A 13,805-nucleotide genomic window follows, 5' to 3' on the forward strand; every position below is an offset into this window, starting at 1 on the left:
TGATGAGAAAACCTGCCTCTCTTTTCCGCCATGCCGTGGCCGGCGCACTGGTTCTATTCCTGGCGGCGTGCAGCACCGCGGCGCCGGTTGGGTCCAGGGCTTATCCCACCGCCGCGCCGCGCGCCATCTTCGTCTCCCGCGGGGAGACCGCCTACGACATCTCGCGGCGTTACAACGTGCCGCTTCGGGACCTGATCGAAGAGAACAGGCTGCAGCCGCCCTATACCCTCCGGCCCGGACAACGCCTGCTGCTGCCGGTGCCGCTCGAATACACGGTGCAGTCTGGGGATACCATCTATGGGCTGTCCCGGCGGTTCGAGCTGGACATGAACGAACTGGTCCGGATGAACGGGATTTCTCCGCCCTACATGATCCGGACGGGGCAGGTGCTTCGGCTTCCCGGCGGTCGCAGCGGCGATAGTCGTACCCTGGTGGCGGAGGCTCCGCAGGCCGCGCCGCGCGCTGTGGTCCAGTCCGCACCAGTGCAGAGCGCCCCCATTCAAAGCGCGCCAGTGCAAACCGCCCCGGTCCAGTCCGCGCCGGCCGCAACGCCGCCCACCGTGTCGCGTCCGGCATCGCGTGGGGTGGAAACGGCAGAGATTCCGCCGATGGCCGGGTCCAACGAACCCTCTCCACCCGCGGCGCAACCCCGTCCTACGCCGGAACCGCAAACAGCACCCCGGCAAACTCCTTCGCAACCGGTCCCGACCGCACCGACTACCCGGACGGTGGGTCCGAAGCCGGAACCCGAGCCGACTCCACCGCCAGCGCCGGCGGAGCAGCAGGCTGCAGTCGTTCCCGTCCCAGCGCCGCCGCCCGTCAGGTCCGCGGCACCGGAACAGGTGACGCCGCCGAAGCCGGCACCGCGCCAGGGCAAGCGCTTCCTCTGGCCGGTACAGGGACCGATACTCTCGGACTTCGGACCGAAGCCGGGCGGCCTGTACAATGATGGGATCAACATCGGCGCCGAGCAGGGCGCGCCGGTCCAGGCAGCGGAGAATGGGGTCGTGGTCTATGCCGGGAACGAGCTGAAGGGCTACGGCAACCTGATCCTGGTGCGGCACGCCGATGGCTGGCTGACTGCTTATGCGCATCTGGACAGGATGGAAGTGGATCGGGGGCAGGAGATCCGCCGGGGGCAGCGGATCGGCACCGTTGGCCGGACAGGCAATGTGCGCAGCCCGCAGCTCCATTTCGGCATCCGCCGTAACGAGAAAGCGATGGATCCCAAGGACCATCTGGAGCTGCCGGCCTCCTGATCGAGCCATAGGCGTCCGGGGCGGGAAGTGCCGCCCCGGACGCCTCGCCGGGTCAGCTCTTCAGCTTCGCCTTGCTGACCGCCATGACGATCTGCCCGGCAATCGCTGTGTTGCGTGCCCGCAGGCTGTCGGCCACAGCCTTGGCATCCGTCGCCACTGCCGATGCCGCTGCCCGGTCCACCGCCTGGAGCGGCCCAGCCACGCTGATGGCCATCAGTATGGTTTCAACTGAACGATTGGCATCGGCGCTCGCGGTCCGGCGGGCCAAACCAGCGGCGGCTTTGGCCACATGCATGGCCGCCGGTTGCGCATGGGTCGAAACCTCGGCAACCGTGGCGAGGGCTGCTTTCATCAGGTGCAGGCCCGCAGTCGCATCGCTGCGCCCGATTTCCGCGGCGGCACGGCTGGCGGCTTCGGCCATATGGCCGACGGCTCTCGGATTGCGCGTCTTCTGTGCGGCCACAGACTCCAGCGCGATCTGCCAACCATCGGCCTGATCTGCGATACGGGCGGCAGCGGCCTTGGCAATGGCCTCACCGGTCCGGGTGGTATCGCCTGCGCGCGCGGCGAGGACGATCTGATTGCGGTCTGCGGTGTTCATCCCGGCCGCGGCGGGCAGGGTGGTCGCAGCGCTCAGGAAAAGTGCAAGTACAAGGCTACGGGTCAGCATGTGGCGGTCTCATGATCTGGAACGCCGGCGTAGGGCTTCTAGCGGCCAGCAATCGCGCAGGACTACGTCCTGCCGGCGGATCGCGCCGGCGTCGATGTCTGTGATGTTGGAAATTTCCCGCGGGCTGGAGCGTGCCGGCCCGCCGGGATGGTCACGCCCTGCGTGACTGACCAGCCGGAGGCCCGGTTGTCCGGATTCCGCCACTTCCCTTTACGGCCGGTCTGGCCGTTCCGACCGGCGCGTGGAACCAATGGGGGTGTGGAGAAGGCCGATCCGCATCGGCTGTCGTTATCGCCGTGTCCGTGACCTGGATGGGATCAGGGCGTTTACGCGTCGGCCCGGCACGCTCGACCGCGACCTTGTTGTCGGGCAGAACCAGAGGATCGGTCCAGGAGCAGTCAGCTCCGGCTTGGAACGGCCCTACCGAATGCTGGACATCCTGTCCGCCGTGCTCCGACAGCACCGGGGCGTGCGCGCCCGGCATGGACAGGCCGATCCATAGCAGAACCGCCGCTAGAAACATCAGTAGCGGTGTTTCCCGGTCCAACCGGCCGTAGGTCGGGCGATGGCGATCACGAGTGCGCACACCCTTATCCTATAGAAGGCGTGTCCGCTTGGGAATGTGCTGCCTGATGCTAAAGCGCCTTCCCCAGCCGGCCGGCCAGATCCTGGACATACTGCCACGCCACGCGGCCGGACCGGTTGCCGCGTGTCACCGACCACTCCACTGCTTCCGCACGCAACTGCTCTGCCGGTATATCCAGCCCGAACGCGGCGGCATAGCCTTCCAGCATGGCGAAGAAGGTGTCCTGATCGCAGGCGTGGAAACCCAGCCATATGCCGAACCGGTCTGACAGGCTGACCTTTTCCTCCACCGCTTCGGAGGGGTTGATCGCGGTGGACCGCTCATTCTCAATCATGTCGCGGGGCATCAGGTGCCGCCGGTTCGACGTAGCGTAGAACACCACATTTGCAGGCCGACCTTCGATACCGCCGTCGAGCACGGCCTTGAGGGACTTGTAGTGGCTGTCGTCCGTGCTGAAGGAGAGGTCGTCGCAGAAAAGGATGAACCGGCGTGGGGAATCACGAAGGAAGGCCAGGAGGGTGGGCAGCGTCGGGATATCCTCCCGATGGATCTCCACCAGCGCCAGCGCGCCGGGCCGTTCCGCGTTGAGATGGGCGTGGACGGCCTTGACGATCGAACTCTTCCCCATGCCGCGCGCCCCCCAGAGCAGGGCGTTGTTGGCCGGCAGCCCGTCCGCGAAACGGCGGGTGTTCTCGAGCAGGATCGACTTCTGCCGGTCGATGCCCTGCAAGAGGTCCAGGGCCACATGGCTGACCTCCGGGACCGCACGCAGCCGGCCCGGCATCTCCCAAAGGAACGCATCGGCGGCGGAAAGATCGGGTGCGGCCGCGGGGGGAGGAGCGAGACGGTCCAGCGCAGCGGCGATGCGGGTCAGGACTGGAAGCAGGTCGGTCATTGCGTGCAGGGCTCTGGCGGAACGGTTCACGACCCTAGCACAGGCTGAGGCCTACTCAAGGCATCCGGCGGCGCGGGCCGGTTTCCATTGCAACGGCGGTGTGGGCTTGTATAGTCCCGCCGTCCGCGCGCGACCTCTTACAGGAGTCTTTGATGTTCATTTCCACGGCCTATGCCCAGGATGCGGCTGCCGGCGATCCGACCGGCGGATTGATCAGCCTGTTGCCGCTGGTCCTGATCTTCGTTGTCTTCTACTTCCTGCTGATCCGTCCGCAGCAGAAGAAGATGAAGGAGCACAAGGCGATGCTCGAGGCGCTGCGCCGCGGCGACCGCGTCGTGACCGGCGGCGGAATTGTCGGCACCGTGACCAAGGTTGGCCCCGAGGAAGAGGTACAGGTCGAGATCGCGGATGGCGTGCGCGTCCGCGTGGTCCGCGGCACCATCCAGGGCGTGCTTGCCAAGACCGAGCCGGCCAAGGCCAGCGACGCTCCGGACGTCGCGGTTAAGAAGTAATCCTCCCCAGCCGTTCCGCCGATAAGAAGCGCAGCCCCGCACCATGGTCTATTTCTCCAAATGGAAGGTCGTCCTCGTCCTGGCCGTCTGTATCCTCGGTCTGGTCTATGCGGCGCCCAACCTGCTGAACCGCGCCGATGTCGAGCGGTGGTCCGCAGAACTGCCGGGCTGGCTCCCGACGCGGACGGTCAATCTGGGGCTTGACCTCCAGGGCGGGTCGCACCTGCTTCTGGAGGTTCAGACCGACGTGGTCATTCAGGAGCGTATGAACGCGCTGCTGGATTCCGCCCGTGATGCGCTTCGCGAGGGACGGATCGGCTACACGGACCTGGAAGCCTCCGGCCCGCGCCTCAGCTTCAGCCTCCGCAATCCGGAGGATGAGGCCCGTGCCCGCGAGATCGCCGCCGGGCTCGAGCCCAACGATGCCCGTGTCCAGGTCGATGGCAGCAGGGTCATCCTCGAATTGACGGAGCAGGCCATCCAGGCCCGCGAAAGCGCGGCGGTGGAGCAGTCCATCGAAATCGTCCGCCGCCGCATCGATGAGACCGGTACCCGCGAGCCCAGCATCCAGCGCCAGGGCAATGACCGTATCCTGGTCCAGCTTCCCGGCATCGACGATCCGGAGCGGGTGAAGAACCTGCTGGGTCAGACAGCGAAGATGACCTTCCGTCTGGTGGATGACAGCGTCAGCGTCACCGATGCGCAGGCCGGCCGCATTCCCCCGGGCTCCGAACTTTTGCCCTCGCGGGACGGCGGGTTCGAGGTGGTGCGCAAGCGGGTCATGGTCAGCGGCGACACGCTGGTGGACAGCCAGCCCAGCTTCCAGGATGGGCAGCCGGTGGTGAGCTTCCGCTTTGACAGCCTGGGCGCCAAGCGCTTCGGGGAAGCGACGCTGCAGAATACCGGCCGCCGCTTCGCCATCGTGCTCGACAATGAGGTGATCAGCGCACCGCGGATCAATGAGCCGATCCTGGGCGGCAGCGGCATCATCTCCGGCAGTTTCACGGTGGAGTCCGCCAACGATCTCGCCCTACTCCTGCGCGCCGGCGCGCTGCCGGCCCCGCTCACGGTCCTGGAGGAACGGACTGTGGGACCGGGCCTGGGTGCGGACAGCATCGCCGCCGGCCAGACTGCTGCCATCGTCGGTCTGGTGCTGGTCATCATCTTCATGGCCCTGACCTACGGCCTGTTCGGGCTCTTCGCGGATCTGGCCCTGGTCTTCAACATCGCGCTGATCTTCGCCGCATTGTCGATCCTCCAGGCGACGCTGACTCTGCCCGGCATCGCGGGCATCGTGCTGACCATCGGCATGGCGGTGGACGCGAACGTTCTGATCTTCGAGCGCATCCGGGAGGAGATCCGGAACGGCCGCACGCCCATCGCTGCCATCGATGCCGGCTACAGCCGCGCCCTGACCACCATTATCGACAGCAATCTGACGACACTCATCGCCGCCCTGCTGTTGTTCATGTTCGGATCGGGACCGGTGAAGGGGTTTGCCGTGACGCTGTCCATCGGCATCCTGGCTTCCATGTTCACCGCCATCATGGTGACCCGCCTGATGGTCGTCGCCTGGTTGCGGCAGAAGAAGCCGAAGGTGGTTCCGATCTGAGCGGGCGCTGGCGGGCCGGACATCCGCCCCGCCAGCAGAACCCCGTAGGACGAGGAGCAAGCCCTTGGACGTGACCCCTATCATTCCCGCCGACCGGCAGGTCATCGACACCTATGCGCCCGGCCGGTTCCGGATCAGCAACGTGGTCCATGAGGGCTCCGTGATCGTGATGCCGGATCGCACCCTGTCCTGGTCCGTCGAGAACTTTGGGCAGTTCACCGTCGAAAGCCTGGAGCCGGTTCTGACAGCCGAGCCAAAGGTGGAGATCCTGCTGATCGGCACCGGCGAGCGGATGCAACTCCTGCACAGCAGCCTGCGTCGGCAGTTGAAGGAGGCCGGGATCGTCGCCGACGTGATGGACACCCGCGCCGCCTGCCGCACCTACAACGTTCTGCTGTCCGAGGCACGGCGGGTTGCGGCGGTGCTGATCCCGATCTAGGCGAAGGAGCTAGGCCATGGACATTTTCAGTCCTGAACTGGTTCTTCCTGGATTGATCGTCCTGGCCGGGCTCTGGTCCATCCTGTATGCGAACAGGGAGGCCAAAGCCGGCGAACGCCGAATGGAGGAGGGCGATGACCGCTATTTCGAGGAACAGCGGTTCTATCGGGCGTACCGGTCCAGCCGCGATCCGAAATGGATACGCAGGAAGGGCGCGGTCGTCGTCATTCTGGGGCTGGCCGTGGCGGTGCTCCACATTTTGAAGCCGACGTAATCGGGACGTCAGCTACTCAGGCAAAGCGCCGCGGCATGATGCCCGGACTGTATGGCGCCCTCAATCGTCGCGGGCAGGCCGGTGTCCGTCCAGTCTCCGGCCAGCAGCAGGTTGCCCCTTGGTGCGTTCGCCGCGGGCCGCAGCCTTTCCTGATCTGGCGTGGCAGCAAAGGTCGCACGCTTTTCCTTGATTATGCGGTGAGGCGGGCAGGGGCCAGCGATGCCGAGTGCCGATGCGACATCGCGCCAGATCAGTTCCGCCAGCTCCTCTGCCGGACGATCCATAAGGCGGTCGGCAGCGCTGACCGTGACCGAGACGACATCGCCACGGCTGAACAGCCATTCCGCCGTGCCGCCGACCAGCCCGACCAATGGCGCGCCATCGGGCAGGGTCGCTGGGGTGCCGAGCCGGAAATGGGCGTTGAGAATTCCGCAATGCCGCAGCGGCACCGGCAGGTCCGGAAGCAGCTCGGCGGCCCGTTGCGCCGGGATCGCCAACACCACGCGATCCGCTGGCCCCAGATCCAACATGCCCGTGGACAGCTGGAGGCCGTTTGGTTTTCCGGCTGCATCCCGACTGATGCCAAGAAGCCGGACACTCGTTGCAACCTCCGCCCTGCGGGCTGTCAGGAAGTTCAGTGCGGGAACCACCAGCGCGTCGGAGAGTCCATCGCGGGCCACGAAGGGCCGGCAGGCATCCGCTCCACGCAGCAGGGTGCGGCGGAACACCTCCCAGAGCAGGCGGGCGGAGGCCTCTTCGGGCGGGGTGTTGAGGATGGACACCGCCAGCGGGCTCCAGAGCCGGCGATAAAGCAGGCTCTCTTTGCCAAGCCGCTCCGCCACAGTCGCATTTGCAGATGCCGTTGCCAACCGCAGGAGACCGGCATAGGCGGTCAAGGGAACGCCGGGAACGCGCCGTGCCGGGTTCAGCAGCCAGAAAGGAAGCCGTCCTGGGCCAGGCGAGACGCACCAGCGCGTTCCATCAGTCAGGTCGATGAACGGCAACCGCGCCTGCGGGCCACCCACCAGACGGTCGCGGGCACCGATCCGGTCCAGATACCGGAACAGCTCGGGATTGCCGCCGAGCATCAGGTGATTGCCATTGTCTATGGTGCGGCCCAGAACCGGATCGTCATAGCTCCGGCAGCGTCCACCGGCCTGCCCCGCCGACTCGTACAAGCGAACCGGCAGGCCCGCTTCAGCGAGTGCGGTGGCGCAGGCGAGGCCGGCAAGACCGGCACCGACGACATGGACCCTCGGGCCCGGTGCAGGCTGGGACAAAGAGCGGCCTCACCCCTTGGGCGGGTAGCCGAGGGCGCAGCGGAGCGCCACGCCGACCTTGGCAGTGCGGGACAGCTTGGGCCGCAGGTCCAGGTCCACCCATCCGCGCGCAACCAGCGCCGACAGAACACGCCGATACAGCAGCATCATCGCCACGGCGGGCCACAGGGCGCGGTGGTCGGAGGCGGGCAGTGCTTCCCGTGCCGCCTGATAACGCTGCTCCGCCAGGGCTGCGACATGGGCACAGACCTGGGGCAGATTCGGGTGTTCGATCACCTGCTCCGGATCGCTACGGGCCACGTCCAGCGGTATGTCCGCGGCAATCAGCGCCTCTTCCGGCAGATAGAGGCGTCCGAGCTTCGCATCCTCCTTGAGGTCACGGAGGATATTGGTGAGTTGCAGCGCCTCGCCGAGGGCTATGGCGAAAGCATCCGCCCGTCCATCCGTCCGGCCCAGGACGCGGACGGTCAGTATGCCAACGGCACCGGCGACGCGGCGGCAATAGAGAGTCAGGGTCGCGCAGTCCGGCGCCCGGATGGGGCCATCCACATCCATGGACATGCCGTCGATCAGCGCCTCGAACTCTGCCCGCGGAAGATCATACCGCTCCAGGGCCGATGCGAGCTCGCCGATCAGTGCATCATCGCCGCCCCGGGGCGGGATGCCCTGATGCAGCCGGTCCAGCGTGCGGCGCCACTCATCGAGCGCGCTGCGCTTCATGTCCACCGCCCCAGGCTCATCCGCGATGTCGTCTACGGCCCGGCAGAAGCCGTAGATCGCGAACATGGCGCGCCGCTTGGATTGAGGCAGCAGACGCAGGGGCCAGTAGAACGTGCTGCCGCTGGTCCCGCTGGTACGGGAACGGCTTCGCCGCGGCCGGCTCGCCATGCCGTGGCCGACGCCCTTCAGCACGGACCATATCCGCCCGAACCCGCCGACCTCCACCCGTTCCCGAAGCGGATCGCGCCGCCGCAATTCACGGGACAGGGCTTTCGCAAGATGCAGGATCACCGCTGCCTCCATCCGCAGGCCGGGATCGCGGATCTGTCCAGGCAGGGTCGCGGCCCTAGCCAGCAGCGCATCCACATGGTCCAGCGTGCGGTCGATGACTGCCCGGACCGGAGGTGTCGCGAAAGGCTCCACCAACTGTTCCGGATTGCCGCCGGCATCGCCGAACCAGGCAGTGGGAAGATAGCAGCGCCCCAACTCGATCCAGTCGGAGCGGCAGTCCTGGACGTGGTTCAGGACCTGTAGGGCGGTGCACAAAGCGTCTGCCGCCGGCGCCGCAGCCGTGGCCTCCCCATGGAGATCCAGCAGATAGCGGCCAACCGGGTCGGCGGAATACCGGCAATAGAGCAGCAGGTCGCTCCAACTCCGGCAGCGGCTGCCCTGGGCATCCCGACGGAACGCCTGAAGCATCTGCCGTGCGTGCAGGGTAGAGATCGACGTTGCGGTCAGGCTGGCCTTCAGCTGGAGGGCGGGAGCGAGCCATGGCTGGGAGCCTATGCCGCTGACCAGGGCCCGTTCGAGCGCATCGAGTTGGGCGACTTTCATCTCCGGCTCCAGCTGCGGATCGTCGGCGATGTCGTCAGCCAAGCGGACGAAGGCGTAGAACGCCATGATGTGGGGGCGCAGCCGCTTCGGCACCAAACGCGAAGCGACGGGGAAATTCTCTTGACCAGCCGTCTTGCGGGCGCTCGGCTCCGACGGGTGGGAAGACAGTGGAGCGGTGCGGTAATCGGCCATTTGGGCCCTCGGCCACGGGCTTGGAGTGGTATTTTGCCAGATCGGTCAGTGACTATGAAGCTCGATCCGGCCACAACCAGGGCCGTTCTCCGGAAATATCGGGGTGGTCTATGCGAAAGGCGGGGCTGAATGGCCCCGCCTGCGCACTCGTCTGAATTAGCTCAGATGAGCTGACCGTTCTTGATGGCCTGAAGGCGCTCGTTCACGGCATTCCAGTTCACGGTGTTCCACCAGGCGGCCAGGTAGTCCGGGCGGCGGTTCTGGTACTTCAGGTAATAGGCGTGCTCCCACACGTCATTGCCCATCAGAACGGCCTTGCCATCGGACAGCGGGGTGTCCTGGTTCGGCTTCGCCACAAGCTCCAGCTTGCCGGACTGGTCGGCGGTCACGAAGACCCAGCCGGAACCGAACTGCTTCGTACCGGCCTCGTTGAACTTCGTCTTGAAGGTCTCGAAGTCGCCGAAGGCGCTGGTGATCGCCTCGGCCACCGCGCCGGTCGGAGCGCCGCCGCCGTTCGGACCCATGATGGTCCAGAACATGGCATGGTTGGCATGTCCGCCGCCGTTATTCCGCACAGCCGTCCGGATGCTCTCCGGCAACTCGCCCAGCTTCCGCATCAGCTCGGTGATGGACAGGCCGTGGAGCTGGCTGTGCTCGGACAGGGCGTTGTTCAGGTTGTTGATGTACGCCTGGTGGTGCTTGCCATGATGGGTGCTCATGGTCTGCGCATCGATGTGCGGCTCCAGCGCACTGGTGTCGTAGGGCAGTTCGGGCAGGGTGAAGGCCATTGTTGGCTCCTGTGGTTTCGTCTCTTCCCTCAGGCATCTCGCCCTGAGCGGGCCCGCCTGTGACGTGGCAGAGATACGACCCGCGTCCCCAGGGGTCAAGGCAGGGCAGGCATATCGGGGGAAATCCGTTAAAGCCTACCCTGAATGCGGCGGGTCGCCATATAAGCGGGAACAGCAGCCCTCCGCCGCGGGTTTCGCGGCGCGTGCCCTTCCTGTCTCCGGTAAACCCGGGCGTAACGGACATCATGAGCGACCCAGAGCTTTCCTACTGCGCACGGGAAGTCCGGCGCTTCGATAACGACCGGTTCCTGACGGCTCTCTTTGCGCCCGTGGACCGGCGCGAGGATCTGTTCGCGCTCTATGCCCTGAACCTGGAAGTGGCGAAGACACGGGAGGTGGTCAGCGAACCGACGCTCGGGCTGATCCGGCTGCAGTGGTGGCGGGATACGATGGACAAGGTCTTTGCCGGTACGCCCCCGAAGCACGAGGTGGCGGAGCCGCTGGCCCGTGCCGTCGCGCGGCATAGCCTGGATCGGGCCCTGTTCGATCGGCTGATCGATGCGCGGGAGGCGGATCTGGAGGATGAGCCGCCGGCGACGCTGGACTGCATGGCCAATTATGCCGAAGTCACCGCCGCGCCCCTGACCCAGCTTGCACTCCAGATTCTGGACGTGCGGGCCGAGGCTGCGATGCAGGCCGGGCGGCATGTGGGCATCGCCTGGGCGCTGACCGGGTTGCTGCGCGCCGTGCCGTTCCATGCGCAGGCGCATCGTACGCATCTGCCGATGGATTTGCTGCGCCGGCACGGTGTCAATCAGCAGAAGCTGTATGACCTGAAGCCGGAGCCGGGCGTACGTGAAGTGGTGCGCGCTGTGGCCGACAGGGCGAGGGTGCAGCTGGAAGAGGCGAGGCGGTTGCGCCGGGAGGTGCCGAAGCAGGCCACGCCGGCGCTGCTTCCAGCTGCCCTGGCGGACCTCTACCTCGGTGCGCTTTCCAGGTCCGACCACGACCCGCTGGCCCCGCGGGTGCAGATGGTTCACCCGTTCCGGCAGTTGAAGCTGGCCTGGGCGGGGATGACGGGCCGCTGGTAGCGGCCAGAGCTCCGCAATCCTCTGCTTCCATCCCGGTTGGAGCCGGGAACCAGCAGGGGCGGAACCAATGCACAGCATCGACATATCAGGTCAGGTCGCCATAGTGACCGGCGCCAGTTCCGGCATCGGGCAGGCCTGCGCCGTGGAACTGGCGCGGGCCGGGGCGCGGGTCGCCGTGAACCACCGCAACTCCGCGGAGGAGGCGGGGGAGACTCTTGAAATGATCCGGGACTGCGGCGGCGAGGGCACCGCCGTGCAGGGCGATGTCTCGGTCGAGGCGGACGTCGAGCGCATGTTCGCCAACGTGGTGGAACAGTACGGCACAGTGGACATCCTGGTCGCGAATGCAGGCATCCAGCAGGACGCATCGCTGACCGAAATGACGCTCGGCCAGTGGGAGAAGGTGATTGCGGTCAATCTGACCGGCCAGTTCCTCTGCGCGCGCGCCGCCATCCGTGAGTTCCTGCGCCGCGGCCCCCGGCCGGAGATTTCCCGATCGGTGGGGAAGATCATCTGCATGAGCTCGGTCCATCAGGTGATCCCTTGGGCAGGGCGGGTGAACTATGCCGCGTCCAAGGGCGGGATCGAGCTGATGATGCAGTCCATCGCTCAGGAATATGCGGAGAAGGGCGTGCGGGTGAATGCGGTCGCTCCTGGCGCGATCCGGACTGCAATCAATACCGAGGCCTGGAAGAATGAGGCGGCGCGGGATCGGCTCTTGAAACTGATCCCGCAAGGCCGCATCGGCGAGCCAGAGGATGTGGGACGGGCTGTGGCTTGGCTCGCATCCGACCTGTCGGATTACGTCAACGGAACCACCCTGTTCGTCGATGGCGGAATGACGCTCTATCCAGGTTTCAGGGGCAATGGATGAGCGGACGGAAGGTCCTGACAGCACGGTGCGGCATGTGTCGGGGCCTATCCATTCGGGTTGCACCGAATGTTCATGATCCTGCATGATCCTGGACGGCAGGCCAATCCCGACCCTGGATTCCCGGACATGAGCACTCCAGACCGGCCGCTCTATCGCATCACGCAGGAGCAGTTGGACCAGATCGTGAAGCGACACGAGATGTTCCGCAACGCCCGCATGGGCGGGGCGCGGGCGGTGCTGTCCTTCTTCGACCTGTCGGGGCTGGACCTGTCGGGCCGTGACCTTGCACATGCTGATTTCAGCGGCAGCGTGCTCCGCGGGGTCAATCTGGCCGGAGCGGTTCTGGACTGCGCCACGCTTTTCGCCTGCGATCTGCGGCAGACCAACCTGCAGAGCGCGTCCATGGTGAAGTCCGACCTGCGCGGGGCATGCCTGCGCGGGGCCGATCTGACCGGGGCCAATCTGGTGAATGCCGATCTGCGCGACGGCTCCATGGCCGCGAAGGAGCGGGACGGCAGCCTCAAGGTCCTTACGGTGGAAACCAACCCCTCCGACATGGAAGGGGCGAAGCTGTCCAACGCCAACCTGTCTCAGGCCAAGCTCTCCGGTGCCGTCGCCATGCATACCGACTTCACCGATGCGGTGATGCGCGGGACCAAGCTGGTGCGTGCCAATCTGCGCAACGCCACCCTGAACGGCGCCATCCTGGAAGGGGCGGACCTCTCCGGCGCGGATGTGCGCGGCGCGTCCCTGAAGGGAGCCGTGCTGACCGGGGCCACCATGACCCTGACGGAGACGGCAGGGGCGGACATGACCGGCACCCTGACCGACAAGCCCGCCGGCAAGCCGCTCACATCCCTGCCGCGCCCGTTCGAGGAGATGGTGCGGGAGCATGCGCTTTGGGTCGGCACGGCAGGCCAGCAGGGGGCGGCGCTGGATCTGTCCGGCATGGATGTGCGCGAGGCTGGGGCCTTGTCACACGCCTGCCTGACCCGCCTGGTCGCCCGTGGGGCGGTGTTCTACGGCGTCGATTTGTCTGGAGCCCAGATGCAGGTCGGGCAGCTTCAGGATGCCGATCTGCGCGGAGCGAATCTGGCCGGGGCGGATCTCCGCGGCGCCAACCTGAAGGGGGCGAAGCTCAACAACGCCAACCTTCGCGGGGCGAACCTGGACTATCTGCCCATCAGCGATACCCGCCAGATGTGCAGCGATCTCTCCGGCGCGCATCTGCGTTACGCCGACCTGTCGGGGGCCAAGCTGCGCCGCGCCAATCTGGCGGAATCCGACCTGTCCTTTGCCGATCTGAACGGGGCGGAGCTGAAGCAGGCCGACCTGTCCCGTGCGGTTCTCGCCGGGGCCAAGGTGAAGCGCGACCAGCTCGCCTCCGCCCTGCTGGAGGGGGCGAGCGGCCTGCCGCGCGGCGTTCTCTAGGGCCTACTTGTCCTTGTCTTCCCAGACCGGCGACTGGGCGTGGCCGGCGCCGCCGCGGAAGGCATGATCGGTCCGCTTGCCCGTGTCCTTCTCCTCCGGATGGTTCACCTGCGGATGGTCCGGGCCGGCGTCGGCATTGGGCGCCACCTCATGAGGCTTCCGGTTGCTGTCCTGGCCGGCGATGCGGGCGCGGAACTGCTTTTCCGCGATATCATCAATCGGCATGTCGCCAAGGCCGGGCGGATGATTGCGCTGATCGCTGCCCATGGCTTCTGTCCTTCCTATTCCGGGGCGGCCGCGCTTGCACGTAGCCGCATGACGGAGAAAACAGCAGCAGCGAGGGGGCGT

General features: G+C 66.4%; 14 protein-coding genes. 8 read left to right on the forward strand and 6 right to left on the reverse strand.

The genetic code is table 11. From position 1 onward, the window contains the following. The first annotated feature begins 2 nt into the window (after positions 1-2). Positions 3-1,259, forward strand: coding sequence for a peptidoglycan DD-metalloendopeptidase family protein (locus tag DOL89_RS05920; RefSeq protein WP_119678301.1), 1,257 nt, complete (start codon positions 3-5; stop codon positions 1,257-1,259). A 52-nt stretch (positions 1,260-1,311) separates the two neighbouring features. On the opposite strand, the gene DOL89_RS05925 is transcribed toward DOL89_RS05920, so the two are convergent. Further along, on the reverse strand, positions 1,312-1,929 hold the full coding sequence (locus DOL89_RS05925) for a hypothetical protein (RefSeq protein WP_119678302.1): 618 nt from the start codon (positions 1,927-1,929) through the stop codon (positions 1,312-1,314). Positions 1,930-2,564: 635 nt separating this feature from the next. Next, a complete protein-coding gene (locus tag DOL89_RS05930) occupies positions 2,565-3,410 on the reverse strand; it encodes an ATP-binding protein (RefSeq protein ID WP_119678303.1) in 846 nt (281 codons plus the stop codon). Positions 3,411-3,562: 152 nt separating this feature from the next. On the opposite strand from DOL89_RS05930, the gene yajC reads away from it, so the two are divergent. The 4 genes from yajC (at position 3,563) to DOL89_RS05950 (ending at position 6,247) form a co-directional block, all read left to right on the forward strand. After that, positions 3,563-3,922: a preprotein translocase subunit YajC gene (yajC, locus tag DOL89_RS05935; protein ID WP_119678304.1), complete on the forward strand. Its 360-nt coding sequence runs from the start codon at positions 3,563-3,565 to the stop codon at positions 3,920-3,922. Between the two features lie 43 nt (positions 3,923-3,965). Then, a complete protein-coding gene (secD, locus tag DOL89_RS05940) occupies positions 3,966-5,534 on the forward strand; it encodes a protein translocase subunit SecD (RefSeq protein ID WP_119678305.1) in 1,569 nt (522 codons plus the stop codon). A gap of 70 nt (positions 5,535-5,604) precedes the next feature. Next, positions 5,605-5,973: an Mth938-like domain-containing protein gene (locus DOL89_RS05945; RefSeq protein ID WP_318658536.1), complete on the forward strand. Its 369-nt coding sequence runs from the start codon at positions 5,605-5,607 to the stop codon at positions 5,971-5,973. A 16-nt stretch (positions 5,974-5,989) separates the two neighbouring features. Then, positions 5,990-6,247: a hypothetical protein gene (locus DOL89_RS05950; RefSeq protein ID WP_119678307.1), complete on the forward strand. Its 258-nt coding sequence runs from the start codon at positions 5,990-5,992 to the stop codon at positions 6,245-6,247. Between the two features lie 8 nt (positions 6,248-6,255). Here the strand turns inward: DOL89_RS05950 and hpnE are convergent, their stop codons facing one another. From hpnE to DOL89_RS05965, 3 genes are all read right to left on the reverse strand, one after another. Next, positions 6,256-7,527, reverse strand: coding sequence for a hydroxysqualene dehydroxylase HpnE (hpnE, locus tag DOL89_RS05955; protein WP_119678308.1), 1,272 nt, complete (start codon positions 7,525-7,527; stop codon positions 6,256-6,258). Between the two features lie 9 nt (positions 7,528-7,536). Beyond that, positions 7,537-9,273, reverse strand: coding sequence for a presqualene diphosphate synthase HpnD (gene hpnD / locus DOL89_RS05960; protein ID WP_119678309.1), 1,737 nt, complete (start codon positions 9,271-9,273; stop codon positions 7,537-7,539). A gap of 161 nt (positions 9,274-9,434) precedes the next feature. Then, positions 9,435-10,061: a superoxide dismutase gene (locus tag DOL89_RS05965; protein WP_119678310.1), complete on the reverse strand. Its 627-nt coding sequence runs from the start codon at positions 10,059-10,061 to the stop codon at positions 9,435-9,437. Positions 10,062-10,306: 245 nt separating this feature from the next. Between DOL89_RS05965 and DOL89_RS05970 the strand changes: the two genes are divergently transcribed. From DOL89_RS05970 to DOL89_RS05980, 3 genes are all read left to right on the forward strand, one after another. After that, on the forward strand, positions 10,307-11,152 hold the full coding sequence (locus DOL89_RS05970) for a phytoene/squalene synthase family protein (protein ID WP_119678311.1): 846 nt from the start codon (positions 10,307-10,309) through the stop codon (positions 11,150-11,152). A gap of 67 nt (positions 11,153-11,219) precedes the next feature. Then, positions 11,220-12,026, forward strand: a complete 807-nt coding sequence (locus DOL89_RS05975; RefSeq protein ID WP_119678312.1) for an SDR family oxidoreductase — start codon at positions 11,220-11,222, stop codon at positions 12,024-12,026. Positions 12,027-12,152: 126 nt separating this feature from the next. Next, positions 12,153-13,457: a pentapeptide repeat-containing protein gene (locus tag DOL89_RS05980; RefSeq protein ID WP_119680282.1), complete on the forward strand. Its 1,305-nt coding sequence runs from the start codon at positions 12,153-12,155 to the stop codon at positions 13,455-13,457. 3 nt (positions 13,458-13,460) lie between these two features. On the opposite strand, the gene DOL89_RS05985 is transcribed toward DOL89_RS05980, so the two are convergent. Continuing rightward, the gene (locus DOL89_RS05985) at positions 13,461-13,724 is read right to left on the reverse strand and encodes a hypothetical protein (RefSeq protein WP_119678313.1); all 264 of its coding nucleotides are present in this window, start codon (positions 13,722-13,724) and stop codon (positions 13,461-13,463) included. Positions 13,725-13,805: the final 81 nt, after the last annotated feature.

This window comes from Indioceanicola profundi (assembly GCF_003568845.1).
Lineage (GTDB): Bacteria > Pseudomonadota > Alphaproteobacteria > Azospirillales > Azospirillaceae > Indioceanicola > Indioceanicola profundi.

Bases quoted from the DNA above. Each gene is read 5' to 3' on its own strand.
- DOL89_RS05975 (WP_119678312.1), top strand. From the start codon at position 11,220: ATGCACAGCATCGACATATCAGGTCAGGTCGCCATAGTGACCGGCGCC.
- secD (WP_119678305.1), top strand. From the start codon at position 3,966: ATGGTCTATTTCTCCAAATGGAAGGTCGTCCTCGTCCTGGCCGTCTGT.
- DOL89_RS05985 (WP_119678313.1), bottom strand. From the start codon at position 13,724: ATGGGCAGCGATCAGCGCAATCATCCGCCCGGCCTTGGCGACATGCCG.
- DOL89_RS05965 (WP_119678310.1), bottom strand. From the start codon at position 10,061: ATGGCCTTCACCCTGCCCGAACTGCCCTACGACACCAGTGCGCTGGAG.
- DOL89_RS05970 (WP_119678311.1), top strand. From the start codon at position 10,307: ATGAGCGACCCAGAGCTTTCCTACTGCGCACGGGAAGTCCGGCGCTTC.
- DOL89_RS05925 (WP_119678302.1), bottom strand. From the start codon at position 1,929: ATGCTGACCCGTAGCCTTGTACTTGCACTTTTCCTGAGCGCTGCGACC.
- yajC (WP_119678304.1), top strand. From the start codon at position 3,563: ATGTTCATTTCCACGGCCTATGCCCAGGATGCGGCTGCCGGCGATCCG.
- DOL89_RS05950 (WP_119678307.1), top strand. From the start codon at position 5,990: ATGGACATTTTCAGTCCTGAACTGGTTCTTCCTGGATTGATCGTCCTG.
- DOL89_RS05980 (WP_119680282.1), top strand. From the start codon at position 12,153: ATGAGCACTCCAGACCGGCCGCTCTATCGCATCACGCAGGAGCAGTTG.
- DOL89_RS05930 (WP_119678303.1), bottom strand. From the start codon at position 3,410: ATGACCGACCTGCTTCCAGTCCTGACCCGCATCGCCGCTGCGCTGGAC.
- DOL89_RS05920 (WP_119678301.1), top strand. From the start codon at position 3: ATGAGAAAACCTGCCTCTCTTTTCCGCCATGCCGTGGCCGGCGCACTG.
- hpnD (WP_119678309.1), bottom strand. From the start codon at position 9,273: ATGGCCGATTACCGCACCGCTCCACTGTCTTCCCACCCGTCGGAGCCG.